Consider the following 22,367-nt stretch of genomic DNA (forward strand, 5'->3'; position numbering starts at 1 on the left):
CAGGCCCCGCCGCCGGCGTGAATCGCGCCGGCCGGGTGCCGCCGCCGTGCCGTGTCCGTTGCATGAAGCCCGCCTGGCCAGCCCGGCGGGCTTTTTATCTGGCGCCGCCGTCGCGCGCGCCGTTGCCCATTCCGTCCGACCTCCACCATGTCCGCTACCTTCGAACGCAAGCTGATCACCCGTGATGCCCTCGTTGCGCTGCGCGCGTCGCTGCCGTCGCCCGTCGTGTTCACCAACGGCGTCTTCGACATCCTGCATCGCGGCCACGTCACGTATCTCGCCGATGCGAAAGCGCTCGGCGCGTGCCTGATCGTCGGCGTGAACAGCGATGCGTCGGTGCGCATGCTCGGCAAGGGCGACGACCGGCCGATCAACCGCGAAGAAGACCGCGCGGCACTGCTCGCGGCGCTGGAAAGCGTCGACTGGGTCGTGACGTTCGGGGAACAGACGCCGGTGTCGCTGATCGAGGCCGTCCGTCCTGACATCCTCGTGAAGGGCGGCGACTACGACATGGATGCGCTGCCGGAATCGGCGCTCGTGCGCGGCTGGGGCGGCCGTGCGCTGGCGATTCCGTTCGAGCACGACCGCTCGACCACCGCATTGTTGAAGAAGGTGCGCGCGCAGCAGTCCTGAGCGCGGCCCGGCGCCGTCACGGCGCGGACGCCGCGAGCGGTGCGGTCGTGACGGCTGACGGCGCGATCGGGCCACCGACGACGGGTTGGTCGGTCGCCTGCGCGAGCGGCGTCACGCGCAGCGCATCGGGCCGGACCTGCCGCGACAGCACGCCGGGTTCGCGCGGGCCGGCCGACGGCAGCGGTCCGAACACGCCGCGCGCCACCACGAACGCGAGCATGTTGGCGAGAAAGAGAACAGCGATCAGCCAGCGCAGCATCGTCGAAACTCCTTGTCGTCATCGACGTCGTTCACGTCATTCAGTCGAGCCGGCCGCGTGGCCGGCTTTTTCATGGCTTCCGCCGGTCGATTGTGCGGGCGGTTGCAGCCGCCCCGCGCATCCCGCTTCGTCGGCGTGCCGCATGTCCGTCCGGACCCGCGTCGCCACGCACCGGCGCGATGCCGGCGCCTGTTCCGTCAGTCCTGTACGGCTTCGGCCGCGATCAACGCGAGCCCGGACAGGATCAGTGCATCGTGCCGCGTATGCGGGACAGTCAGCGCGCGTGCGACGTCGTCCGCCGCGCCGCCGGCCAGCACGAGCCGCACGGGCGCCTGCCACGCTTCGGCAAGGTCGCGCCAGGCGCGTTCGATCAGCCCGGCCTGCGCATACAGGCAGCCGGCCGACAGCGAGCGTGGCGTATCGACCTGGAACGGCTCGGCCTGCGCGCCCGCGAGCAGGCCGCTCGCGATGTCGGTCGTCAGCGTCGGCAACTGCGCGGTGTGCGTGCCGAGTGCGCGCATCATCAGTGCCCAGCCGGGCGCGATCAGCCCGCCCGTGAAGCGGCCGTCCGCGCGCAGCGCCTCGAGCGTCGTCGCGGTGCCGAACGTCGCGATCAGCAGATGCTCGCCCGGAAATGCCGCATGTGCGCCGATCAGGCCGGCCCAACGGTCGCTGCCGAGCTGTTCGGGCGTCGTATAGCCGTTCGTCACGCCGCATTGCGTGGGCCGCGAGCGGATTGTGATACGTGGCAGCCCCGGCCAGCGTGCATCGAGCAGCGCGTCGATCCGCGCGGCGACGTCGGCGCCCGCGACGTTCGAGATCCAGGCGCCGCGCGGCTGTGGCAGATGCGACCAGTCGGGATCGGCGCCGCCGTCGCGCGTGTGGCCGAACGCGCCCGTGTCGACGAGCGTGCGCTGCGCGTCGGCGAGCGCCCACTTGATCCGGCTGTTGCCGGCGTCGATCAGCAGGTGCGGCTCGCTCATTGCGCTTCGCGCAGCGACACGTCGCCGGCCGCGATCGTCTGCACGCCGTTCGGCGTGTCGAGCAGCAGCTGCCCGGTCGCATCGATGCCCGTCGCGATGCCGCGCGCGCGTTCGACGCCCTGTTCGAGCAGCACGACTTCGCGGCCGGCGTACGCGTGCAGCGCGTGCCAGCGCGGCAGGAACGGCGCGAGGCCGTCGGTGCCGAACTGCGCGAGCGCGGGCGTGAGTGCGTTCAGCGACGCGGCGAGCGTATCGGTGAGGTTGGCCGACGCGCACGCGATCGACAGCGCGGCCGGCGGCAGCCCGCTCGCGAGTGTCGCTTCGCGCGCACGCAGCGCATCGACCTGCTCGGCGATCGCGTCCGCGCCGCGCACGTTGATGCCGAAGCCGATCACGACGGCGGTGGCGTCGGCGGTGGTCCAGACGGTTTCGATCAGGATCCCGGCGAGCTTGCCGACGATGCGCGGCGCGCCGTCGTCGGTGGCCGTCAGCAGCAGGTCGTTCGGCCATTTGAGCGCGACGCGCGAGCGGGCGTCGAGCGGCAGCGCGGCCAGCCCTTCGGCGAGCGCGACGCCGATCGCGATGCTGAGGCCGCCAAGCGCGTCGACGGGGCGCGGCACGATGCAACCGACCGAGCACAGCAGCGCATTGCCGGGTTGCGCGAACCATGGGCGGCCCTGCCGGCCGCGGCCGGCCGTCTGCTCGAACGCGACGCGCACGAGCGGCGCGGGCAATGCCTTTGCATTGCGAGGCAGCGCCTTGAGCCGCGTCGCGACGTCGGCGTTGGTCGAGCCGGTGGCGGCGACGATGTCGAGCGGCCACGCGCGCGGCGCGGCGTCCAGATGGGCCTCGAGCCGGTTGCGCGCGATGTGCGCGTCGCCGGATTCGGGCGTGTCGGAGGAGGTGGGGGCGTTCATGGTGGCTATTGTAGCGACAGGGGGCGCTGGCGGGCGCCGGACGCCGCGCGCGACCTGCTGCGCGGCGCGCGCCGCCGCGCGGCTCAGTGCTGTTCCATCCGCTCCAGCGCCTTGATGTCTTCTTCTGTCGTCATTTCGCAGGCGAGCAGCGTCTTGCCCTCCAGCGCCGGGCCCTGGCGGGCCGACACGAGGATCAGTGCGCCGCCCGGGCCGCGGACGCTCAGCCGGCGCGAATAGCCGACGGACGATGCGCCCAGCAGGTGACCCTTCTCGGGCGTGAGCTGGTAGCGCTCGGCGAGCCGGCTGGCGACTTCGCCGTCGACGAGCACGCCGATGCCGGTACTGACGAACACGACGTGCCGGGTCGTGAAGCCGTCGCGGCGGATCGGCTCCGGCAGCCGATAGACGGCGGCGCCGAGCATCGACTCGTCCGGCTTCGGATCGGCCGCCTTCGCGGTGTTGTAGATCGAGTCCATCAGGTCCGACGTGAACGGCGGCTTGCAGAGCGCGGCGTTGAAGATGTCGTAGTGGGCGGGCGGTGCGGCGAGTGCCGCGAGCGGGGCGGCCGCGATGGAAATGACGGCCAGGCCGAGGGCGGCGCGAAGCCGCGACAGGCGATCGGACATGATGCAGTTCTCTCAGGTTTTTTTGTGAGGCTGCATGTTAAGGCATGGCGGCGCGCATATTGGCTGGCGCCCCGCGACCGATTCCGGTTCCGGACGATCGATGCGCGGGGCGTCGGGTCAGGCGTGTCCCGGCAGACCTGCCGTCACGGCGCGACGACCGGGTGCTTCAGCGCATGCGCGGTCTCGATCCACTGCGCGTGGAACTCGTCCGCGTCGGGCTTGAGCCCGAGCTCGCCGTTGCGATAGGCCATCGCGAGCGTCTGCACGGCTTCCGGCAACTCGCGCCCGGCCGCCCGGCGATACAGCGCCAGCGCACGCGCGTCGTCGCGCGGCACGCCGCTGCCGTCGCGGTACGCATTGGCGAGCATGAAGTCCGCGGCCGGGATGTCGGCTTGCGACGCGACCTCGAACCAGTGCGCGGCCTGCACCGGATCGGCGGCGATGCCGTAGCCGCTGCGATAGATCAGCCCGAGGTAATACGCGGCGGCCGGGTCGCCTTGCCCGGCCGCTTCGCCGAGCAGCGCGCGGGCGCGCACGTAATCCTTCGGGATGTCGCCGCTGCCGAGCAGCATCGCCTTGCCGAGCGCGAGCTGCGCGCGCCGTGCGGCCGGCGCGTCGGCCTTGCTGTCGGCCGTTGCGGCCGTTTCCAGCCAGCCGCGCCCTTCGTCGCGCAGCCCCGGTTCGTGCGCGTCGACGAGCGCGATGCCGAGCGCCGCCTGCGCGGCGCCCGAGCCGCGGCGCGCGAGCGTGCGCAACTGCGCGAGCGCGTGCGGCTCGGTGGCCTGCGTGACCATCGCCTGCCACTCGTCGAGCTGCGCGGCGCTCGGCGCGGGGCCGGTGCCGCGCAGGCCGGTCGCGGCGACCACGGCCGCGACGGTCACGGCCGCCGCCGCGAGCAGCGCGGCCGGCGGGAGTTTCGCGCGCAGCACGCGCCGCGCGGCGGCGGCGAGGCCGGGTTCGGCCGGCCGCATCGTCCGGATCGGTTGCATCGCGTGTCTCATTGCGTGAGGTCGATCTCGTAGGTGGCGAGGTTCTTGCCCGAGCCGTCGTCGGCCGCGACCTGCGTGATGCCGGTCAGGCCGGCCGCCGCTGCGTCGCCCAGACGGTTCTGCGCGGACGCGAACTGCACGTGCGCGACCGAGCTCGCGAGCTTCGTGAAGCGCCAGCTGCGCTGCGCGCCGTCCGCCGCGCGCGTGATCGCGCCGCGTTTCTTGATGAACGAGATCAGCACGTCGCGGTTCGCATCGGGCGACGCGAAGATCGTCTTGCTGCCGTCGAGGCCCGGGAAGTTGCCGCCGCCGCTCGCGCGGTAGTTGTTGGTCGCGACGATGAACTGCGCGTTCGGATCGATCGGCGCGCCCTTGTACGTCAGGTTCTTGATGCGGCTGCCGAGCGGCTGCGTGACGTCGATTTCATACGCGAGATCGGCCGACGTGAACATGTCGAAGTTGTAGCCGGGGAAGGTGCTGACGAGCGGCTGCACGGTCGCCTTGGTCGGGTCGATCCGGTTGAAGCGCTTCGCGGCCGTCTCGAGCCAGTTCTTCACGTCGGCGCCGCTCACCTTCACCGCGTACACGGTGTTCGGATACAGGTACAGGTCGGCCGCGTTGTTGATCGCGAGCGCGCCCGGCGCGACGTCCGTATAGTCGGTGCCGCCGCCGAAGCCGCTCTTGAACGGCGCGCTGACCGACAGCACCGGCAGCGACGCGTACTGCGGCAGGTTCGCCTGCACGTAGGTCTTCACGTAGTCGGCCTGCGCTTCGTTGACGATCTGGATCGCGCCCGGATCGCCGACATCCGCGAAGTACGAGTTCATCCGGTAGTCGGTCGAGCCGATCGGCGTCTTCACGTAGTCGATCGTCGCCTGGTGCTCGGCGGCGATCGCGGCGGAGACCGACGGATCGGCCGCGACGTAGCTCTTGTCGGCGTTCTGGGTCGAGCGCGCCTCGACGGTCGTCTGCGACTTGTCGACGCTCCACGTCTTGCCGTCGAACTTCAGGCCGAGCTTGATCACGCCGAGGTGCTTGCCCCAGTAGTTGGCCATCACGGTCGGCACGCCGTTGACGGTGCCCTTGACCTTGTCGACGCCCGGCAGGTTGAACTGCGACACGGTGCTGTTCGCGTCCGGGAACACCTGGTGCGAGTGGCCGATCAGCATCGCGTCGATGCCCGTCACCTTCGACAGCCACCAGCTGCCGTTTTCCATCGTCGGCGAGTACGCGGAATTGTCGAGGCCGCCGTGCGAGATCGCGACGACGAGATCGGCGCCCTTCGCGCGCATTTCCGGAATGTACTTCTCGGCCGCTTCCTTCAGGCCGGTCGTGTAGACCTTGCCGTCGAGCCAGCGCTTGTCCCAGTTCATGATCGCGGGCGGCGTGAAACCGATGATGCCGATCTTCACGGGCGCGCTGACCGTCTTGCCGTCCGGCGTCGTGGCCGTCACGGTGCGGGTCAGGATCGTGTACGGCGTGAACAGCGGCGCGTTGGTCTTCGCGCTGATCACGTTCGCGAGCACCTGCGGGAAGTTCGGGCCCGCGCACTTCTTCTGCTGGGCCGGCGCCGGCAGGCCGTCGATCTCGAACGTGTTGCCGGTCACCTGCGACAGGTACGGCAGCCCGTAGTTGAATTCGTGGTTGCCGATCCCGCCGCCGTCGAATTTCGCGGCGTTCATCACCTTGTAGATCGCGAGCGTCTGGTCGCAGCCGACCGGCTTCACGAGCGCCTGGTAGTCCGACAGCGCGGTGCCCTGGATCGTGTCGCCGTTGTCGAGCAGCAGCGTGTTCGGGTACTGCTTGCGCGCCTGGGCGATCAGCGTCGACACGCGCTCGAAACCGAGCGAATTGTCGGCGGCGAGCTTGAAATAGTCATACGACAGCACGTTGGTGTGCAGGTCGGTCGTCTCGAGCAGCGCGAGCGTGGCCGTCGTGCCGACGGGCGCCTGGGCCTGCGGCTGCGACGGCGGCGTGGCGGTGACGTCGTCGCCGCCACAGCCGGCGAGCGTGAAGGCGAGGCCGGCGAGCGCGGCGGCGGCCGGTACGTGCCGGCGGGAAAGCGGGGGGAAACGCATCGGTTGTCCTGTTCGGTGTTCTGTTTTATGAATCGCGAGGGATGCAGCGAATGGCGGCGCGGGGCGCCGACGGCCTGATGTGCGGCGCGTGAGAGTATCGAAAGGAAACGTGACGGAAGAATGAAAGGTCGCGAAGCAGGCAACGTCCTGCCGGCGCGGCCCCGGCGCCCTGGCTGCGCGCCCCGTGCCGGGCGCCCCCGGCTGCACGCCCCGGGCTGCGCCCCGGGCTGCGTGCCCCGACGAAAATCCTCACGTCGCGGCTTCGGGCGGTTCGCTACAATGGCCGCTGTCATCCTTTTGCAAACAACCTGCCCTTGGACTTCGAGACTCCTCCCGGCCTGTCGGTCGACGCCGGCGGTCAGGGCCAGACGGTGCGCCTGTACGGCCAGTGGACCGCGCTCGCGCTTGCGCGCAATCGCGGCGCCGTGGCGCGCCGCGTCGCGAGCATCGCCACCGGGCGCGTGAGCGATTGGGATCTGTCCGGCATCGAGCGGCTCGACCACGTCGGCGGCCAGGCGCTGTGGCGCGTGTGGGGCCGCAAGCTGCCGGCCGGCGTCGAGCTGAGCGCCACGCAGCGCACGATCTTCGAGCGCATCGAACGGCTCGACAGCGAGCGCGAGGCGCCGGAACGCGTCGTGCGCTTCGATCCCGTCACGCGGCTCGGCCAGGCGATCTTCGCGTTCGGCGAGCACCTGCAGGGCGGCATCGCGATGTTCGGTCTCGTGATCCTCGATGCGCTGTCGGTGCTGCGCCGCCCGAAGACGATGCCGTGGAAGGAAACCTCGGCGAACATCTACAGCGCCGGCGCGCAGGCGCTGCCGATCACCGCGCTCGTCGCGTTCCTGATCGGCATCGTGCTCAGCTACCTGTCCGCGCAGCAGTTGCAGATGTTCGGCGCGAACCGCTACATCGTGAACATCCTCGGGTTGTCGGTGATCCGCGAGCTCGGCCCGGTGCTGTCGGCGATCCTCGTCGCGGGCCGCTCGGGCTCGGCGATCACCGCGCAGATCGGCGTGATGCGCGTGACCGAGGAGCTCGACGCGATGCGCGTGATGGGCATCCCGCACGGGCTGCGGCTGATCCTGCCGCGCGTGCTCGCGCTCGGCGTTGCCATGCCGCTGCTCGTGATGTGGACCAACATCATCGCGCTGACGGGCGGCGCCCTTGCCGCGAAGCTCGTGCTCGGGATCGACGTCAATTATTTCGTGCGCTCGCTGCCGGGCGTCGTGCCGATCGCGAACCTGTACATCGGCGTCGGCAAGGGCGTCGTGTTCGGCATGCTGATCGCGCTGGTCGCGTGCCATTTCGGCTTCCGGATCAAGGCGAACTCGCAGAGCCTCGGCGAAGGCACGACGACGTCGGTCGTGTCGTCGATCACGGTCGTGATCCTCGCCGACGCGGTGTTCGCGATCCTGTTCCAGAACGTGGGGCTCGGATGAACGCATCGAACGAAACGTCCGCGCATGCGGCGGCCGCCGGCGCCGGTTCGGTCGGCACGCAGCCGGCCGGGGAGGCCGATGCCGGCGATCTCGTGATCGAGGTGCGCAACCTGACCAAGCGCTACGGGCGCAACATCATTCACCAGAAGCTCGACTTCGACGTGCGGCGCGGCGAGATCGTGGCGATCGTCGGCGGCTCGGGCTCCGGCAAGACCACGCTCGTGCGGCAGATCCTCGGCCTCGAGCGGCCGACGTCGGGCACGATCAAGGTGTTCGGCGAGGATACCGCGACGATCGACGACGCGAGCGCGCGGATGATGCGCACGCGCTCGGGGATGCTGTTCCAGCAGGGTGCGCTGTTCTCGTCGATGACGGTGTTCGACAACGTCGCGCAGCCGCTGCGCGAGCTTGGCCGCGTGCCGCCGGACCTGCTGCACGACATCGTGATGCTGAAGCTCGAGATGGTCGGCCTGCCGTGCAAGCACGCGTCGAAGATGCCGGCCGCGCTGTCGGGCGGGATGGTGAAGCGGGTCGGCATCGCGCGCGCGATCGCGCTCGAGCCCGAGCTGCTGTTCCTCGACGAGCCGACGGCCGGGCTCGACCCGCAGGCGTCGGACGAATTCGTCGAGCTGATCGCGACGCTGCACCGCACGCTCGGGCTGACCGTCGTGATGGTGACGCACGACCTCGACACGATGGTCGCGCTGTCGACGCGTGTCGCGGTGCTGGCCGACCGCAAGGTGCTGGTCGCGGCGCCGGTCGAGGAGGCCGCGAACGTCGACCACCCTTTCATCCACGAATATTTCCTGGGGCTGCGCGGGCGCCGCGCGTTGCAGGCGCTGCCGCCCGAACGGCGCGCGAAGCTGCCGAAGGCGGCCCTCGAACCGGCGCTGTCGAGCGTCGAGCTGTAGGAACGAAGGAATCCGCGAATGGAAAACAAATCACATGCGTTCTGGGCCGGCCTGTTCACGATCGCGCTGACGCTCGCGATCGCGGGCACCGTGTTCTGGTTCAACGTCGACCGCACCGTGCGCGTGCCGTACGACCTGCTCGCGCGCACCAACGTGACGGGGCTGTTCCCGGACGCGGCCGTGCGCTTTCGCGGCCTCGATGTCGGCAAGGTGCAGTCGATCGGCTTCGATCGCACGCATCCGGGCCAGATCCGGATCCGGATCCTCGTCGATCACGACGCGCCGATCACGCAGTCGACCTACGGCAGCCTCGGCTTCCAGGGCGTGACGGGTATCGCGTTCGTGCAGCTCGAGGATACGGGGCGCGACCTGGCGCCGCTGCCGTCGTCGTCGAAGTCGATTGCGCAGATCCCGATGCGGCCGAGCCTGTTCGACCAGATCCAGGAGCGCGGCGACGTGCTGCTGCGGCAGCTCGAACTGGCGGCCAAGAGCGCGAATGCGCTGATGTCGCCCGAGATGCGCGAGCAGTTGCGTGCGACGGCCGAGAGCCTGCAGCACGCGGCCGACGGCGCGACGACGCTGACGAAGCAGCTCGGCCCGGCAGTCACCGCGCTGCCGGAAACGATGCACGAGGTGAACCGCGCGATGGCGTCGGCGAACACGCTGCTGCAGCCGAACGGGCCGCTCGTGTCGAACCTGAACAAGGCCGGCACGGCCGCCGAGCAGGTCGGCGTCGCGCTGAACGACCTGAACGCGCGCGTGCAGTACGACACGCTGCCGCGCTTCAATACGCTGGCCGGCAGCGTCGGCGACGCGTCGCGACAATTGAAGGACGTGGCCGGTGAACTCGGCCGCAACCCGCGCAGTCTGTTGTTCGGTTCGCCCGGCGCGGCGCCGGGGCCCGGCGAAGCGGGCTTCGTCTGGCCCGGTGCGACGGCCGGGAAGTGAAGCGCAAACCCATCGATCGTCCGGCCGGAAACGGCCGGGTCATGACGCCCATCGAAACCGGAAACATCATGCAGGAACACGCCATGCCACGAATCCTTGACCGCGCGCTGCGTCCCGCCGCGGCCGCGCTCGCCGTGCTGACGCTCGCGCTGGCGGCCGGCTGCGCCGGCAACAGCGCGGTGCTGTCGAATGTCCGCTACGACCTCGGGCCGGCCGCATCGGTCGTGACGGCCGGTTCGGGCCCCGCGCTGAAGGTGCTCGACGTCGCCGCGCCCGACGCGCTCGACTCGGACAAGTTCGCGTACCGCCTCGCGTACGCGGACGTGCAGCACGTGGCCGTCTATCGCGACAGCCGCTGGACCGCGCCGCCCGCGCAACTGCTGACGCAGCGGCTGCGCGGCGCGCTGTCGTCGCGCGGCGCGGTGCTCGAAGGGTCCGACGGCGTGCGCGCGCCGACCCTCAAGGTCGACCTGAACGAATTCGAGCAGGTGTTCGACGGGCAGTCGCAGAGCCACGGCGCGGTTACCGCGCGTGCGACGCTGACGCTCGACGGCAAGGTGCTCGGCCAGCGCACGTTCGTCGCGCGCGCCCCGTCGAGCACGCCGGACGCGGCCGGCGGCGCACGCGCGCTCGCGACCGCGAGCGACGAGCTCGTGTCGCAGATCGCGGCATGGGTCGGCATGCAGGCATACGCGGGCACCCCGTGACGCACGCCGCGCAGCCGCGATGAACGCGGCCGGCACGCATCGCGCATCGCCGCTCGCGCGGCAGGCCTTCGCCGCTTACGCGGCGCTCATCGTCTACGCGTCGCTGTATCCGTTCGAAGGCTGGGTGTCGCTCGGCATCGGGCCGTTCGACTACCTGTTCGCGCCGATGCAGCGCTACGTGACCGCATTCGACGTGGTCACGAACGTGCTCGGCTATCTGCCGTTCGGCGCGCTCGGCGTGCTTGCACTGCACCCGCGCTGGCGGGGCGTGGCCGCGACGCTGATCGCGGGCGGGCTCGGCGTGCTGCTGTCGGGCTCGATGGAAGCGCTGCAGACCTACCTGCCGACGCGTGTCGCGTCGAATCTCGATCTTGGCGCCAACGCGCTCGGCGCGCTGCTGGGCGCGGCGCTCGTCGCGCCGGCCACGGGCGCGCTGCTCGACCGCGGCGCGCTGCGCCGGCTGCGTTTCGCGTGGTTCGAGGCCGACGGCGCGACGCCGCTGCTGCTGGCCGCGCTGTGGCCGTTCGCGATCCTGTTTCCGTCGCCGTTCCTGTTCGGCATCGGCGACTGGCCGGCCGCGCTGTGGGAGCGCGCCGACGCGTCGATGCAGGACACGCTGCTCGCGTGGCTGCCGGCTGCCTGGCGCGTGAGCGAATGGCCCGAGCGGGTCGACGGCTGGTTGTCCGATTCCGCGTGGGAGGCCACGCTCGGCGGGCTGATGCTGTTCGCCGCGCTGGCGATCGCGTCGCTCGCGATGCGGCCGCGCGCGCCGCGCATCCGGCTGCTGATCGCGCTGGTGACCGCCGCGCTGGTGCTGAAGGCTGCCGCGACGTTCATGCAGTCGGCCACCGGCCTCGTCGTCGTGTGGGCGACGCCCGGCGCGCGGCTCGGCATCGAGCTCGGCTTCGCCGCGGCGCTCGTTGCGCTGCGCGTGCCGCAGACGTGGCGCGCGACGCTCGCGGCGCTCGCACTGCTGGCCGGTGTGGCGCTCGTGAACCTGCTGCCGGTCAATCCGTTCTTCGACTTCACGCTGTCGGGCTGGCGGCAGGGACGCTACGTGCACTTCAACAGCATCGCGCGCTGGCTCGCGTGGATCTGGCCCTATGCGGCGCTGATCTGGCTCGGCCAGCGCGTCGAGCACGCGTGGCTGCCGGCTGCACTGCGCCGCTGACGCGGATTCAGCGCAGCGCAGGGCGGCCGTATCGCGGGCAGCCGTGCGCGCCGGTCGCTATAATCTTCGGCATGAATGCGGTGTCCGGCACCGATCGGCACTTACGTGCGGCGCCTTCGCACCCGTGGTCGCGTTGCAAATCCTCGCGATGCCACCAGGCATCGCTGCGGTTTGCGCCGTGCCACGAGCACGAGTCCGCTGGCACCTAAGCGCCGCCTAGCACCGAACACTACACGCCCGTCGCCCCGCGCAACGGCAATCGCTCCTCTTTCCGCACGGCCTCGCGCCGGGCCGCTCGCCACCATCATGGATTCCTACTACCAGCACCACGTCTTCTTCTGCCTGAACCAGCGCGACCCGGGCGCCGAACGCCCGAGCTGCGCGCAATGCGACGCGCAGACCATGCAGGAATACGCGAAAAAGCGCGTGAAGGAACTCGGCCTCGCGGGGCCCGGCAAGGTTCGCATCAACAAGGCCGGCTGCCTCGACCGCTGCGAGGAAGGGCCCGTGATGGTCGTGTATCCGGAAGGCACGTGGTACACGTACGTCGACCAGGCCGACATCGACGAGATCGTCGAATCGCACCTGCGCGACGGCAAGGTCGTCGACCGCCTGAAGATCTGAGCGGGCCGGCCGAATGAACGTACATACGCAGAAATCGCTGATCGCGGGCCCGGTCGGGCAGATCGAAATCGCGGTCGACCTGCCGGACGCCATGCGCGAAAGCGGCGCCGCCCCGCGCGGCATCGCGCTGGTCGCGCATCCGCATCCGCTGTTCGGCGGCACGATGGACAACAAGGTCGCGCAGACGCTCGCGCGCACGCTCGTGCAACTGAACTACGTCGTCTACCGGTCGAACTTCCGCGGCGTCGGTGCAACCGAAGGCGTGCACGACAACGGCACCGGCGAAGCCGACGATCTCGTTGCGGTGCTCGCGCACATGCGCGCGCAGCCCGCTTATGCGGACCTGCCGCTCGTGCTCGCGGGCTTCTCGTTCGGCACCTTCGTGCTGTCGCACGTCGCGAAGCGGCTGCGCGACGCGGGCGAGTCGATCGAGCGGATGGTGTTCGTCGGCACGGCCGCGAGCCGCTGGCAGGTGGCCGACGTGCCCGAGAACACGCTCGTGATCCACGGCGAAACCGACGACACGGTGCCGATCGCGTCGGTGTACGACTGGGCACGGCCGCAGGAGCTGCCGGTCGTCGTAATCCCCGGCGCCGAGCATTTCCTCCATCGCAAGCTGCACGTGCTGAAGCGCATCATCGTCGACGCATGGCGCTAACCGGCGTCGGCATGCGGGCGCCTGCGTAAGCGCCGGCGGCCCGTCCCGCGCACCGGCACCCGGGCCGGATGCGCGACCTTTCCCGAACCCTCGCGCGACATCGCGCCGCACCACGCGGCGCGGCGCCTGCCGCGCGACGGCGCAACCCCACTTGCACACCGCCTGCACGCGCCTTTCGCGCGGCTTCGAGCGCGCCTGCCCGCAGCGTGCGCGCGCCATGCTCCCGAAGCCGGTGTGCGGCCGTCCGGCGCCAGGTTCGCGAAAACGCCCTGCGCGGCCACGTATAATGGCCGCATTCCGCGTCGCCCGCGGCCCGGCTGGGCCCATGCGGCGCTCGTTTCGCCGCCTGTCCGCCCGCTCGCGACGGCCGCGAACCGAACGCGTCCGCACGAGTCCAACCGGCGCGTTTCGCGCCGCCCGACGATGTCGGGCGCGTGCCCGGAACGCCCGCCGCCTTGCCGTTCAACCCTGCGCGTTTCGCACCGCACTTTCTGCCATCAGCCTGAATCGATCATGCGTCTGTCTCCCCAAGGCCTCAAGTCCCTCGCTTCCTCCATCGCCTTCGGCACCGCCGCGCGCAACGTCGCGCTCGGCGTGATGCTGCCTGTCGCGCTCGCGTCGACGATCGTCGTCGCCGAGGCGAAGCCGGCCGCCAAGGCCAAGGCCGCGCATGCGGCGCCGGCCGCCGAGCAGTTCACCGGCGCGCCCGCGACCTACATGCCGGGCGCGGTGCCGCCGCCGGGCGTGAACGCACGCTCGTGGGTGCTCGTCGATGCGACCAGCAACACGGTGCTCGCGTCGGGCAATGCCGACGAACGTGTCGAGCCCGCGTCGCTGACGAAGCTGATGACGGCGTACCTCGTGTTCGAGGCGCTCGACAAGAAGAAGATCTCGATGGAGCAGATCGTCACGCCGAGCGACGCCGTGCGCCGCGTCGGCCGCGACGAATCGCGCATGTTCATCGAGGCGAACAAGCCGGTGTCCGTGCATGACCTCGTGTACGGGATGATCATCCAGTCGGGCAACGATGCCGCGATCGCGCTGGCCGAACTCGTCGGCGGCAGCGAAGGGCAGTTCGTCACGCTGATGAACGACGAGGCGCAGCGCCTCGGCATGAAGGGGACGCACTTCGCCGACGTGAACGGCATGCCCGACCCGAACCACTACACGACGGCCGGCGACCTCGCGAAGCTGTCCGCGCACCTGATCCGCGATTTTCCGCAGTACTACAGCATCTTCTCGGAGAAGGAATTCAAGTACAACAACATCCGCCAGGGCAACCGCAACCGCCTGCTGTGGCTGGATCCGACGGTCGACGGCCTGAAGACGGGCCATACGCAGGCGGCCGGCTACTGCCTGATCGCGTCGGCGAAGCGCGCGATTCCGGGTGTGGACGGCCAGCGCCGCCTGGTGTCGGTGATGATGGGCGAGCAGAAGGAAGGCGAGCGCACGCAGGACAGCATGAAGATGCTGAACTACGGCTACAGCGCATTCGATTCGGTGCGCCTGTTCAAGGGCGGCCAGGCGATGTCGACGCCGCGCATCTACAAGGGCAAGGAAAACACCGTGCAGGTCGGCGTGAAGGGCGACCAGTGGGCGACCGTGCCGCGCGGCCTCGGCGACAAGGTCAAGACCGAAGTCGACGTGAACGCGCCGCTGATCGCGCCGCTCGCGGAAGGCCAGCAGGTCGGCACGGTGAAGATCGTCGCCGACGGCAAGACGCTGTCCGAATTCCCGGTCGTCGCGCTGCAGGCGGTGCCGGAAGCGGGTATCTTCGGGCGTATCTGGGACTCGATCCTGCTGATGTTCAGCAAGAAGAAGTAAGCACGACGGGCCTTTGTTTTTACGACTTCATCCCCATCTGTCATTGCTATGAGCCAAGCCGAATTCGAACCGATCGTCTACCTCAGCGTCTCGGCGCAGGAGGAACTGGTGCCGCTGTCGGAAGCCCGTGTCCCGGTGCTCGACCGCGGGTTCATCTTCGGCGATGGCGTGTATGAAGTCGTCCCCGTTTATGCCCATGACGGCGCGCACGTGCCGTTCCGGATCGACCAGCATCTGGCGCGGCTCGCGCGCAGCCTGAAGAAGATCGGCATCGACGATCCGCACGACGCGGCCGGCTGGCGCGCGTTGATCGAGCGCGTGGTCGAGGCCAATGCCGAAGGCCTCGGCGACGGCAACGCGCTCGTCTACCTGCAGGTGACGCGCGGCGTCGCGAAGCGCGGCCACGCGTTCCCCGCGAACGCGGTGCCGACGGTGTTCGCGATGACGAGCCCGCTGCGCCTGCCGCCGGAAGAAGAGCGCGCGAAGGGCGTGCGCTGCGTGACGGCCGAGGATCGCCGCTGGCTGCATTGCGACATCAAGTCGATCTCGCTGCTCGGCAACGTGCTGATGGCGCAGCATGCGGCGGAACACGATGCGTTCGAGACGCTGCAGTTGCGCGACGGCTACCTGACCGAAGGTTCGTCGTCGAACGTGTGGATCGTGAAGAACGGCGAGCTGCTCGCGCCGCCGCGCAGCAACAAGATCCTCGAAGGGATCCGCTACGCGCTGATCGAGGAGCTGGCCGACGCATGCAAGATCCCGTTCGTCGCGCGCGAGATCAGCGAAGTGGAGTTGCGCGCGGCCGACGAGATCATGATCACGTCGGCCACGAAGGAAGTGCTGCCCGTCACGTCGCTCGACGACCTGCCCGTCCAGGGCGGCAAGCCGGGCCCCGTGTTCGCGGCGTTGTATGACGCGTACCAGCGTGCGAAGGCACGCGAGTTTGAACAGTTTGACCTAACCCGGAGAAAATGATGAGCGAACCGACCAAAACCATCGAGGTGACCGGCGCGATCGATACCCGGAAGGAGTCGCTGCTGGAGTTTCCGTGCGATTTCCCGATCAAGATCATGGGCAAGGCGCACCCGGAGTTCAAGGACACGATCTTCAAGGTCGTGGCCGTTCACGACAACGAGATCGATGTCGAGAAGATCGAGGAGCGCGCGTCGAGCGGCGGCAATTACACCGGCCTCACGATCACCGTGCGCGCGACGAGCCAGGAACAGCTCGACAACATCTACCGCGCGCTGACCGGCCATCCGATGGTCAAGGTCGTACTCTGAGCGAAAGCGCCTTCCATCCTCCTTCCTGCGCGCACTCGGCGGGGGTCTTCCCCGCCGCGCGCCGCGCGTCCAGCTCGTCGCACAGCCGCTTGAATTCGGCGACTTCCTGAAGCAGCCAGGTCCTGAACGCCTGCACGCGCGGCGTGTTCAGAAGCGGCGGCGGACACACGAAAAAATAGTGCCACGGGCTCGGCCCGTCGATGTCGAACAGGCGCACGATGCGCCCGTCGAGCAGGTCGTGTACTGCGAGCGAGCGGCGCACCAGCGCGATGCCCTGGCCGTCGATCGCGGCCAGCAGCAGGTTCGACGAATCCTGGTACAGAATCCCCCGTTTCGGCTCGGTCAGCGTCTTGAGTCCGGCCGCGTCGAACCATGGCCGCCACAGCTCGTCATCCGAGCGCAGCAGGTTGTAGTGCGCGAGGTCGGCAGGCGTTTGCGGCAGCTTGCCGCCGTTCAGCGTCGGCGAGCACGCCGGAAAGAACACCTCGTCGAACATCGGCTCGACATGCAGCCCCGGATAGTTGCCATGGCCGAAGCGGATCGCGAGGTCGACGTCGTCGCGTGCGAAATCGGTGAGCGAGTTGGTCGACTGCAGCTCGACGTCGATTTCCGGGTGCCGCTCGATGAACGAGCCGATGCGCGGCGTGATGAAGCGCGCGGCGAACGACGACAGCATCGACACCACGAGCCGCCGGTCGCGGTCGCTCGCGCGCACGTCGCGCGTCGCGTCGGCGATCACCATCAGCGCGGTGCGGATCTGCTGCGCGTAGCGCATGCCGGCGTCGGTCAGGCACAGCCGCTTGCCGTTGCGCGTGAACAGCTGCACGCCGAGTTCCTCTTCGAGCGCGCGAACCTGGTGGCTGACCGCGCCGTGCGTGACGTACAGCTCGTCGGCGGCGCGCGAGAAATTCTCGTGACGGGCGGCGGCTTCGAACGCGCGAATCGCGTTCAGCGCAGGTAGCTGGCGGAGGTCCATTTGCTAATTTTCCTCACATCGACGTGAAAATTGGTCGTTTTGTCGGACGCCTTGAAGTGACTACGATTGTAGCCATCGAAGCATTTATTGGCGGAGGCGATCATGCAAGAAATTTCTTCAAGCATCACGTTCGAAATCCCGGTGGGCGAAACGGTGCCGATGAAGGTGCAACGCAGCACGCGGCTGATCGTTCAATGCGGGCCGGTCTGGGCCACGCGCAGCAACGACGTCGACGACTACTTCCTGGTCGATGGCGAAACGCTGAAGCTGCGCCGCGGCGAGCGGCTGTGGCTCAGCGCGGAAGGCCGGGAGGGCGCGCGCGTCGCGTTCTCGGTGTCGCGGCCGCCCAGGGAAGTGGCGCTCGGCGGGCTGGCGCGCCTGCGCGAACGCGTAACCGCGCTGATCCACGACGGCTGGCGTACGGTCTGACCTTCATTTCATCCGACGGATACTGACAATCCGTCCCTTTCCAAGCCCGGCGAGACCCATGGGTTTTCGGTAAACTACCGCCCATGTCCGTTTCGCCGGTTTCCATCGTGTCCACGCCTGTCGCCGTTTCCGCATCGCCCGCCGACTCCCCGGCCCAGCCGGTCACCGTGCGCTGGCGGGGCCTCGAGGCCTACGAGACGAGCTTCGACGCGATGCGCGCGTTCACCGACACGCGCACGGCCGACACCGGCGACGAGATCTGGGTGGTCGAGCATCCGCCCGTCTACACGCTCGGCCAGGCCGGCGACCCGGCCCACCTGCTGGTGGCCGACAGCGGCGTGCCGCTCGTGAAGGTCGACCGCGGCGGACAAATCACCTACCACGGCCCCGGCCAGATCGTCGTCTACCTGCTGCTGGACCTGCGCCGGCGCAAGCTGATGGTGCGTACGCTCGTGACGAAGATCGAGGAGGCCGTGATCGAAACCCTCGCGGCGTATAATCTCGCTTCGGTCCGCAAGGCGGGCGCGCCCGGGATCTACGTGGCGTCCGGCGTGCACGAGGGCGCGAAAATCGCGGCCCTCGGCCTGAAGATCCGCAACGGCTGCAGCTATCACGGGCTGAGCCTGAACGTGAAGATGGATCTGCGCCCGTTTCTTGCGATCAACCCGTGCGGCTATGCCGGACTGGAAACTGTCGACATGGCGAGCCTCGAGGTTGCCGCCGACTGGAACGACGTCGCCCATACGCTGGTGCGCCGTCTGATCGCCAACCTCGACGGCGCATCCGCGGCCGCCGACAAGCCGCAGGCACTGGAACAATCGAATGACTGACGTTACCGCTTCTCCCGCACCGGCCGATTCGGCCGCCCCCGCTGCGTACGATCCGACCGCCAAGCAGAAGGCGCAGGCGAAGACGGCGCGCATCCCGATCAAGGTCATTCCGATCGAGAAGCTGAAGAAGCCCGAGTGGATCCGCGTGAAGGCGGCCACCGGCAGCTCGCGCTTCAACGAGATCAAGACGATCCTGCGCGAGCACAACCTGCATACGGTGTGCGAGGAAGCGAGCTGCCCGAACATCGGCGAATGCTTCGGCAAGGGCACCGCGACGTTCATGATCATGGGCGACAAGTGCACGCGCCGCTGCCCGTTCTGCGACGTCGGCCACGGCCGTCCCGATCCGCTCGACGCGGATGAACCGAAGAACCTCGCGCGCACGATCGCCGCGCTGAAGCTCAAGTACGTGGTGATCACCAGCGTCGACCGCGACGACCTGCGCGACGGCGGCGCCGCCCACTTCGTCGAGTGCATCCGCGAAACGCGCGCGCAGTCGCCGGACACGCGCATCGAGATCCTGACGCCGGATTTCCGCGGCCGTCTCGATCGCGCGATCTCGATCCTGAACGCCGCGCCGCCCGACGTGATGAACCACAACCTCGAAACGGTGCCGCGCCTGTACAAGGAAGCGCGCCCGGGTTCGGACTACGCGCACTCACTGAAGCTCCTGAAGGACTTCAAGGCGCTGCATCCGAACGTCGCGACGAAGTCGGGCCTGATGGTCGGCCTCGGCGAGACGGAAGAGGAAATCCTGCAGGTGATGCGCGACCTGCGCGCGCACGACGTCGACATGCTGACGATCGGCCAGTACCTGCAGCCGTCCGAGCACCACCTGCCGGTGCGTGCGTACGTGCATCCGGATACCTTCAAGATGTACGAGGAAGAGGCGTACAAGATGGGCTTCACGCACGCGGCCGTCGGCGCGATGGTGCGGTCGAGCTATCACGCCGATCTGCAGGCGCACGGGGCAGGCGTGGTCTGAGCGTCGCGATCCCGCTGCTGTCTCACGCAGTCGAAAAAAGCCCGCAGCGATGCGGGCTTTTTTGTTGGTGCTGCCGCCATCCGTGCTCCTGCACGGCAACCGCCACCCGACCGGACACGCGATCCGGTCGAACGTGGAAAGCAAAGCTGAAACGGCATCGATAGCTTCGCAGGATAAGTTCGCTCCCGCCGCGCGCAAAGCTCCTATAGTCGGCTCTCCCGCAGCATTGCCCGCATTCCGAAGGAGAGCCGCATGTCCCGTTTCAGCTTCATCCGCCGCGCCGTCGTCGCGCTGACCGCCTTTGCCGCGCTCGGCGCGGCGCACGCCGAATCGCGCGAAGTCGTGATCGCGTACCAGGACATGGTCGTGCCGTGGCGCTACGCGCAGGCGAGCGGTGAAGTCGAAAAGGCGACCGGCTACAAGGTCACGTTCCGCAAGCTCGACAGCGGCGCTGACGTGATCCGCGCGCTTGCGTCGGGCTCCGTGCAGCTCGGCGAAGCCGGGTCGAGCCCGATCGCGGCGGGTCTCTCGCAGGGGCTCGACATCTCGCTGTTCTGGGTGCTCGACAACATCAACGACGCCGAGGCGCTCGTCGCGCGCAACGGCTCGGGCGTCACGAACCTCGCAGCGCTGAAGGGCAAGAAGATCGGCGTGCCGTTCGTGTCGACCTCGCACTTCCATACGCTCGTCGCGCTGCAGGCCGCGGGCGTCAATCCGAACGACGTGAAGATCGTGAACCTGCGTCCGCCCGAAGTCGCGGCGGCGTGGGCGCGCGGCGACATCGACGCGACCTATATCTGGGATCCGGTGCTCGCGAAGGTCAAGCAGTCGGGCACCGTGCTCACGACCTCGGGCCAGGTTGCGAAGGAAAGTGGCAAGGCGACCTTCGACGGCTTCGTCGTGAGCCGCAAGTTCGCGCGCGAGAACCCCGAGTTCGTCACGCGCTTCGTGAAGGTGCTCGCGGCCGCCGATGCCGACTACCGCGCGCATGCGGCTGCCTGGAAGGTCGGCTCGCCGCAGGTCGCCGCGGTCGCGAAGGTATCGGGCGCGAACGCACAGGACGTGCCGGCCAGCCTCGCGCTCTACGCATTCCCGACGGCGGCCGAGCAGGCGTCGCCGACGTGGCTTGGCGGCGGCGCGCAATCGGGCGCCGCGAAGTCGCTCGCGGCCACGGCCACGTTCCTCAAATCGCAGGGCACGATCCAGACGGTGCTCGCCGACTATTCGGCCGGCGTCGATCCGCAGTTCGTGCAGAAGGCCGCACGCTGAGCGCGGCGATCATCATGGAGTCCCGAGCATGAGCACGCTGGAAGTCCGGCAGGTATCGGTTGCCTATCCGGGTGAGCGCGGCAGGCCGACGACGCAGGCGCTCGCACGCGTCGACCTGCGCATCGATGCCGGCGAGTTCGTCGTCGCGCTCGGCGCGTCCGGCTGCGGAAAGACGACGCTCCTGAACTGCATGGCCGGCTTCGTCGCGCCGACGACGGGCGACGTGCGCGTCGACGGCGTGCCGGTCACGGGCCCCGGCGCCGATCGAGGCGTCGTGTTCCAGAAATACGCGCTGCTGCCGTGGCTCGACGTGCTCGACAACGTCGCGCCCGGGCTGCGTTTCGCGCGCGTGTCGAAGGCCGAGCGCGAAGCGCGGGCGCGGCAGATGCTCGCGCTCGTCGGGCTCGAGAACCATGCGCGTGCGCGCGTGTACGAGCTGTCGGGCGGGATGCAGCAGCGTGTCGGCATCGCGCGTGCGCTCGCGAGCGATCCGCGCGTGCTGCTGATGGACGAGCCGATGGGCGCGCTCGATGCGATGACGCGCGGCACGATGCAGGCGCTCGTGCTCGACGTGTGGGCGCGCACCGGCAAGACGGTGTTCTTCATCACGCACGACGTCGAGGAGGCGCTGTTCCTCGCGACACGTCTCGTCGTGATGACGCCGGGCCCCGGCCGTATCGCGGAAACGTTCGAGCTGCCGTTCGCGCGTCGCTACGTCGAGTCGCGCGATGCGCGCGCAGTGAAATCGTCACCGGACTTCATCGCGTGGCGCGAGCGGCTGATCGCGTACCTGCATCGCGACGAGGCGGTTGCGGAGCCTGCGTGATGAACGAACTCGCGCGGCACGGCGTGGCCATCGGGCGCGGCCGGAACAGTACTTTGCACAGGCAGGACAGCATGAGCACGCAGGATTCGTGGACGGCCGATCGCACGGCCGCGGGTTTCGAACAGGGTGACCGCACGCGGCCTCAGGCGGCGCGTCGTGCGCCGTCGTCGCGCCGCTACCGGCTGCCGGGAGAAGGGAAGACCGCAGGACTGAGCGCGGCGACGGTCGCGGCGCTGGCCGTGCTGTGGTGGGTCGCGACGCACCGGCAATGGTTGCCGCCGCTGTTCCTGCCCGCACCGGAAGCCGTGTGGGCGGCGTTCGTCGATGCGTGGCACGGCCGGATCCAGGGCGGCCTGCCGCTATCCGAGCATCTGTTGTGGAGTGCGGCGCGCGTGTTCGGCGCATTCCTGCTGGCGACTTCGATCGGCGTGCCGGCCGGCATCCTGATGGGCGTGAGCCGCATCGCGCGCGGCGTGCTCGATCCGCTGCTGGAGTTCTACCGGCCGCTGCCGCCGCTCGCGTACCTGCCGCTCGTCGTGATCTGGTTCGGCATCGACGAGACGGCGAAGCTCGTCGTGATCTTCCTCGCGTGCTTCGCGCCGATCGCGATGGCCGCACGCGCCGGCGTGCGCGCGGCGACGGTCGAGCAGATCAACGCCGCGTACTCGCTCGGCGGCAGTTTCGCGCAGATCGTGCGCCACGTGGTGCTGCCGGCCGCGCTGCCGGAGATCCTCACGGGGCTGCGGATCGCGATCGGTTTCGGCTGGACGACGCTCGTCGCGGCCGAGATGGTCGCCGCGACGGCCGGGCTCGGGCAGATGGTGCTCAACGCATCGAGCTTCCTGCGTACGGACATCGTCGTGATGGGGATCCTGATCATCGGCGCGATCGCATGGCTGTTCGATCTCGCGATGCGGTGGGTCGAGCGGCGGATCGTGCCGTGGAAGGGGCGGGGCTGACGTCACGCAGGCAGCACGGGCGACGCACACACACGCCGCTTCT

The 22,367-nt window shown here is 69.1% G+C and carries 24 protein-coding genes; 17 read left to right on the top strand and 7 right to left on the bottom strand.

Features of this window, described 5'->3' with window-relative positions; all coding sequences use genetic code 11:
• Positions 1-147 precede the first annotated feature (147 nt).
• Positions 148-633 carry a D-glycero-beta-D-manno-heptose 1-phosphate adenylyltransferase gene (rfaE2, locus tag HWX87_RS23720; protein ID WP_176049559.1) on the top strand — a complete coding sequence of 162 codons (486 nt, stop codon included), beginning with the start codon at positions 148-150 and terminating at the stop codon, positions 631-633.
• A 16-nt stretch (positions 634-649) separates the two neighbouring features.
• Here rfaE2 and HWX87_RS23725 read toward each other — a convergent pair whose 3' ends face one another.
• The 6 genes from HWX87_RS23725 to HWX87_RS23750 form a co-directional block, all read right to left on the bottom strand.
• Complete coding sequence (locus tag HWX87_RS23725; protein ID WP_176049560.1) at positions 650-892, bottom strand: hypothetical protein; 243 nt, start codon at positions 890-892, stop codon at positions 650-652.
• A 197-nt stretch (positions 893-1,089) separates the two neighbouring features.
• Positions 1,090-1,875 (bottom strand): type III pantothenate kinase, encoded by a 786-nt coding sequence (locus HWX87_RS23730; protein WP_176049561.1) that lies wholly within the window; start codon positions 1,873-1,875, stop codon positions 1,090-1,092.
• The gene (locus HWX87_RS23735) at positions 1,872-2,792 is read right to left on the bottom strand and encodes a biotin--[acetyl-CoA-carboxylase] ligase (RefSeq protein WP_176049562.1); all 921 of its coding nucleotides are present in this window, start codon (positions 2,790-2,792) and stop codon (positions 1,872-1,874) included. The genes HWX87_RS23730 and HWX87_RS23735 overlap by 4 nt, the downstream gene beginning before the upstream one ends.
• A gap of 83 nt (positions 2,793-2,875) precedes the next feature.
• Complete coding sequence (locus tag HWX87_RS23740; RefSeq protein ID WP_176049563.1) at positions 2,876-3,418, bottom strand: hypothetical protein; 543 nt, start codon at positions 3,416-3,418, stop codon at positions 2,876-2,878.
• Between the two features lie 143 nt (positions 3,419-3,561).
• Positions 3,562-4,407, bottom strand: a complete 846-nt coding sequence (locus HWX87_RS23745) for a tetratricopeptide repeat protein (RefSeq protein ID WP_176049564.1) — start codon at positions 4,405-4,407, stop codon at positions 3,562-3,564.
• Between the two features lie 8 nt (positions 4,408-4,415).
• Positions 4,416-6,485 (bottom strand): bifunctional 2',3'-cyclic-nucleotide 2'-phosphodiesterase/3'-nucleotidase, encoded by a 2,070-nt coding sequence (locus tag HWX87_RS23750; protein WP_176049565.1) that lies wholly within the window; start codon positions 6,483-6,485, stop codon positions 4,416-4,418.
• 314 nt (positions 6,486-6,799) lie between these two features.
• On the opposite strand from HWX87_RS23750, the gene HWX87_RS23755 reads away from it, so the two are divergent.
• The 10 genes from HWX87_RS23755 (at position 6,800) to HWX87_RS23800 (ending at position 16,050) form a co-directional block, all read left to right on the top strand.
• Entirely contained in the window at positions 6,800-7,924 is a 1,125-nt protein-coding gene (locus HWX87_RS23755; RefSeq protein WP_176049566.1) for an ABC transporter permease, read from the top strand.
• Complete coding sequence (locus HWX87_RS23760; protein WP_176049567.1) at positions 7,921-8,835, top strand: ABC transporter ATP-binding protein; 915 nt, start codon at positions 7,921-7,923, stop codon at positions 8,833-8,835. The genes HWX87_RS23755 and HWX87_RS23760 overlap by 4 nt, the downstream gene beginning before the upstream one ends.
• Before the next feature lie 18 nt (positions 8,836-8,853).
• Positions 8,854-9,783 (top strand): MlaD family protein, encoded by a 930-nt coding sequence (locus HWX87_RS23765; protein WP_176049568.1) that lies wholly within the window; start codon positions 8,854-8,856, stop codon positions 9,781-9,783.
• A gap of 83 nt (positions 9,784-9,866) precedes the next feature.
• Positions 9,867-10,490 carry an ABC-type transport auxiliary lipoprotein family protein gene (locus HWX87_RS23770; RefSeq protein WP_176049569.1) on the top strand — a complete coding sequence of 208 codons (624 nt, stop codon included), beginning with the start codon at positions 9,867-9,869 and terminating at the stop codon, positions 10,488-10,490.
• A gap of 19 nt (positions 10,491-10,509) precedes the next feature.
• The gene (locus HWX87_RS23775) at positions 10,510-11,661 is read left to right on the top strand and encodes a VanZ family protein (protein ID WP_176049570.1); all 1,152 of its coding nucleotides are present in this window, start codon (positions 10,510-10,512) and stop codon (positions 11,659-11,661) included.
• Positions 11,662-11,967: 306 nt separating this feature from the next.
• Positions 11,968-12,285: a ferredoxin gene (locus HWX87_RS23780; protein WP_006485233.1), complete on the top strand. Its 318-nt coding sequence runs from the start codon at positions 11,968-11,970 to the stop codon at positions 12,283-12,285.
• A gap of 13 nt (positions 12,286-12,298) precedes the next feature.
• On the top strand, positions 12,299-12,943 hold the full coding sequence (locus tag HWX87_RS23785) for an alpha/beta hydrolase (RefSeq protein WP_176049571.1): 645 nt from the start codon (positions 12,299-12,301) through the stop codon (positions 12,941-12,943).
• Between the two features lie 513 nt (positions 12,944-13,456).
• Positions 13,457-14,767 carry a D-alanyl-D-alanine carboxypeptidase family protein gene (locus tag HWX87_RS23790; RefSeq protein ID WP_176049572.1) on the top strand — a complete coding sequence of 437 codons (1,311 nt, stop codon included), beginning with the start codon at positions 13,457-13,459 and terminating at the stop codon, positions 14,765-14,767.
• A 48-nt stretch (positions 14,768-14,815) separates the two neighbouring features.
• Positions 14,816-15,742, top strand: a complete 927-nt coding sequence (locus HWX87_RS23795) for a D-amino acid aminotransferase (protein ID WP_176049573.1) — start codon at positions 14,816-14,818, stop codon at positions 15,740-15,742.
• The gene (locus tag HWX87_RS23800; RefSeq protein ID WP_011353335.1) at positions 15,742-16,050 is read left to right on the top strand and encodes a YbeD family protein; all 309 of its coding nucleotides are present in this window, start codon (positions 15,742-15,744) and stop codon (positions 16,048-16,050) included. Before HWX87_RS23795 ends, HWX87_RS23800 begins: the two co-directional genes overlap by 1 nt.
• On the opposite strand, the gene HWX87_RS23805 is transcribed toward HWX87_RS23800, so the two are convergent.
• On the bottom strand, positions 16,034-17,026 hold the full coding sequence (locus HWX87_RS23805; RefSeq protein ID WP_176049574.1) for a transcriptional regulator GcvA: 993 nt from the start codon (positions 17,024-17,026) through the stop codon (positions 16,034-16,036). The genes HWX87_RS23800 and HWX87_RS23805 overlap by 17 nt on opposite strands.
• Before the next feature lie 102 nt (positions 17,027-17,128).
• Between HWX87_RS23805 and HWX87_RS23810 the strand changes: the two genes are divergently transcribed.
• The 6 genes from HWX87_RS23810 (at position 17,129) to HWX87_RS23835 (ending at position 22,324) form a co-directional block, all read left to right on the top strand.
• Positions 17,129-17,455: a DUF2917 domain-containing protein gene (locus tag HWX87_RS23810; RefSeq protein ID WP_176049575.1), complete on the top strand. Its 327-nt coding sequence runs from the start codon at positions 17,129-17,131 to the stop codon at positions 17,453-17,455.
• Between the two features lie 83 nt (positions 17,456-17,538).
• The gene (gene lipB, locus HWX87_RS23815; protein ID WP_176049576.1) at positions 17,539-18,285 is read left to right on the top strand and encodes a lipoyl(octanoyl) transferase LipB; all 747 of its coding nucleotides are present in this window, start codon (positions 17,539-17,541) and stop codon (positions 18,283-18,285) included.
• Entirely contained in the window at positions 18,278-19,270 is a 993-nt protein-coding gene (gene lipA, locus HWX87_RS23820) for a lipoyl synthase (protein ID WP_176049577.1), read from the top strand. Before lipB ends, lipA begins: the two co-directional genes overlap by 8 nt.
• Before the next feature lie 252 nt (positions 19,271-19,522).
• Entirely contained in the window at positions 19,523-20,539 is a 1,017-nt protein-coding gene (gene tauA / locus HWX87_RS23825; RefSeq protein ID WP_176049578.1) for a taurine ABC transporter substrate-binding protein, read from the top strand.
• Positions 20,540-20,567: 28 nt separating this feature from the next.
• Positions 20,568-21,365: an ATP-binding cassette domain-containing protein gene (locus HWX87_RS23830; protein ID WP_176049579.1), complete on the top strand. Its 798-nt coding sequence runs from the start codon at positions 20,568-20,570 to the stop codon at positions 21,363-21,365.
• Entirely contained in the window at positions 21,365-22,324 is a 960-nt protein-coding gene (locus HWX87_RS23835; protein ID WP_176049580.1) for an ABC transporter permease subunit, read from the top strand. Before HWX87_RS23830 ends, HWX87_RS23835 begins: the two co-directional genes overlap by 1 nt.
• Positions 22,325-22,367: the final 43 nt, after the last annotated feature.

The organism is Burkholderia sp. BCC1644 (genome assembly GCF_902833225.1).
Taxonomy (GTDB): Bacteria; Pseudomonadota; Gammaproteobacteria; order Burkholderiales; family Burkholderiaceae; genus Burkholderia.

Excerpts from the sequence above, each read along its gene's own strand:
- HWX87_RS23790 (WP_176049572.1), top strand. The coding sequence starts at position 13,457 with ATGCGTCTGTCTCCCCAAGGCCTCAAGTCCCTCGCTTCCTCCATCGCC.
- HWX87_RS23835 (WP_176049580.1), top strand. The coding sequence starts at position 21,365 with ATGAACGAACTCGCGCGGCACGGCGTGGCCATCGGGCGCGGCCGGAAC.
- HWX87_RS23760 (WP_176049567.1), top strand. The coding sequence starts at position 7,921 with ATGAACGCATCGAACGAAACGTCCGCGCATGCGGCGGCCGCCGGCGCC.
- HWX87_RS23800 (WP_011353335.1), top strand. The coding sequence starts at position 15,742 with ATGAGCGAACCGACCAAAACCATCGAGGTGACCGGCGCGATCGATACC.
- HWX87_RS23830 (WP_176049579.1), top strand. The coding sequence starts at position 20,568 with ATGAGCACGCTGGAAGTCCGGCAGGTATCGGTTGCCTATCCGGGTGAG.
- HWX87_RS23730 (WP_176049561.1), bottom strand. The coding sequence starts at position 1,875 with ATGAGCGAGCCGCACCTGCTGATCGACGCCGGCAACAGCCGGATCAAG.
- tauA (WP_176049578.1), top strand. The coding sequence starts at position 19,523 with ATGTCCCGTTTCAGCTTCATCCGCCGCGCCGTCGTCGCGCTGACCGCC.
- lipA (WP_176049577.1), top strand. The coding sequence starts at position 18,278 with ATGACTGACGTTACCGCTTCTCCCGCACCGGCCGATTCGGCCGCCCCC.
- HWX87_RS23725 (WP_176049560.1), bottom strand. The coding sequence starts at position 892 with ATGCTGCGCTGGCTGATCGCTGTTCTCTTTCTCGCCAACATGCTCGCG.
- HWX87_RS23785 (WP_176049571.1), top strand. The coding sequence starts at position 12,299 with ATGAACGTACATACGCAGAAATCGCTGATCGCGGGCCCGGTCGGGCAG.
- lipB (WP_176049576.1), top strand. The coding sequence starts at position 17,539 with ATGTCCGTTTCGCCGGTTTCCATCGTGTCCACGCCTGTCGCCGTTTCC.
- HWX87_RS23745 (WP_176049564.1), bottom strand. The coding sequence starts at position 4,407 with ATGCAACCGATCCGGACGATGCGGCCGGCCGAACCCGGCCTCGCCGCC.
- HWX87_RS23795 (WP_176049573.1), top strand. The coding sequence starts at position 14,816 with ATGAGCCAAGCCGAATTCGAACCGATCGTCTACCTCAGCGTCTCGGCG.
- HWX87_RS23740 (WP_176049563.1), bottom strand. The coding sequence starts at position 3,418 with ATGTCCGATCGCCTGTCGCGGCTTCGCGCCGCCCTCGGCCTGGCCGTC.
- HWX87_RS23775 (WP_176049570.1), top strand. The coding sequence starts at position 10,510 with ATGAACGCGGCCGGCACGCATCGCGCATCGCCGCTCGCGCGGCAGGCC.
- HWX87_RS23810 (WP_176049575.1), top strand. The coding sequence starts at position 17,129 with ATGCAAGAAATTTCTTCAAGCATCACGTTCGAAATCCCGGTGGGCGAA.
- HWX87_RS23805 (WP_176049574.1), bottom strand. The coding sequence starts at position 17,026 with ATGGACCTCCGCCAGCTACCTGCGCTGAACGCGATTCGCGCGTTCGAA.
- HWX87_RS23765 (WP_176049568.1), top strand. The coding sequence starts at position 8,854 with ATGGAAAACAAATCACATGCGTTCTGGGCCGGCCTGTTCACGATCGCG.
- HWX87_RS23735 (WP_176049562.1), bottom strand. The coding sequence starts at position 2,792 with ATGAACGCCCCCACCTCCTCCGACACGCCCGAATCCGGCGACGCGCAC.
- HWX87_RS23770 (WP_176049569.1), top strand. The coding sequence starts at position 9,867 with ATGCCACGAATCCTTGACCGCGCGCTGCGTCCCGCCGCGGCCGCGCTC.
- HWX87_RS23750 (WP_176049565.1), bottom strand. The coding sequence starts at position 6,485 with ATGCGTTTCCCCCCGCTTTCCCGCCGGCACGTACCGGCCGCCGCCGCG.
- rfaE2 (WP_176049559.1), top strand. The coding sequence starts at position 148 with ATGTCCGCTACCTTCGAACGCAAGCTGATCACCCGTGATGCCCTCGTT.
- HWX87_RS23780 (WP_006485233.1), top strand. The coding sequence starts at position 11,968 with ATGGATTCCTACTACCAGCACCACGTCTTCTTCTGCCTGAACCAGCGC.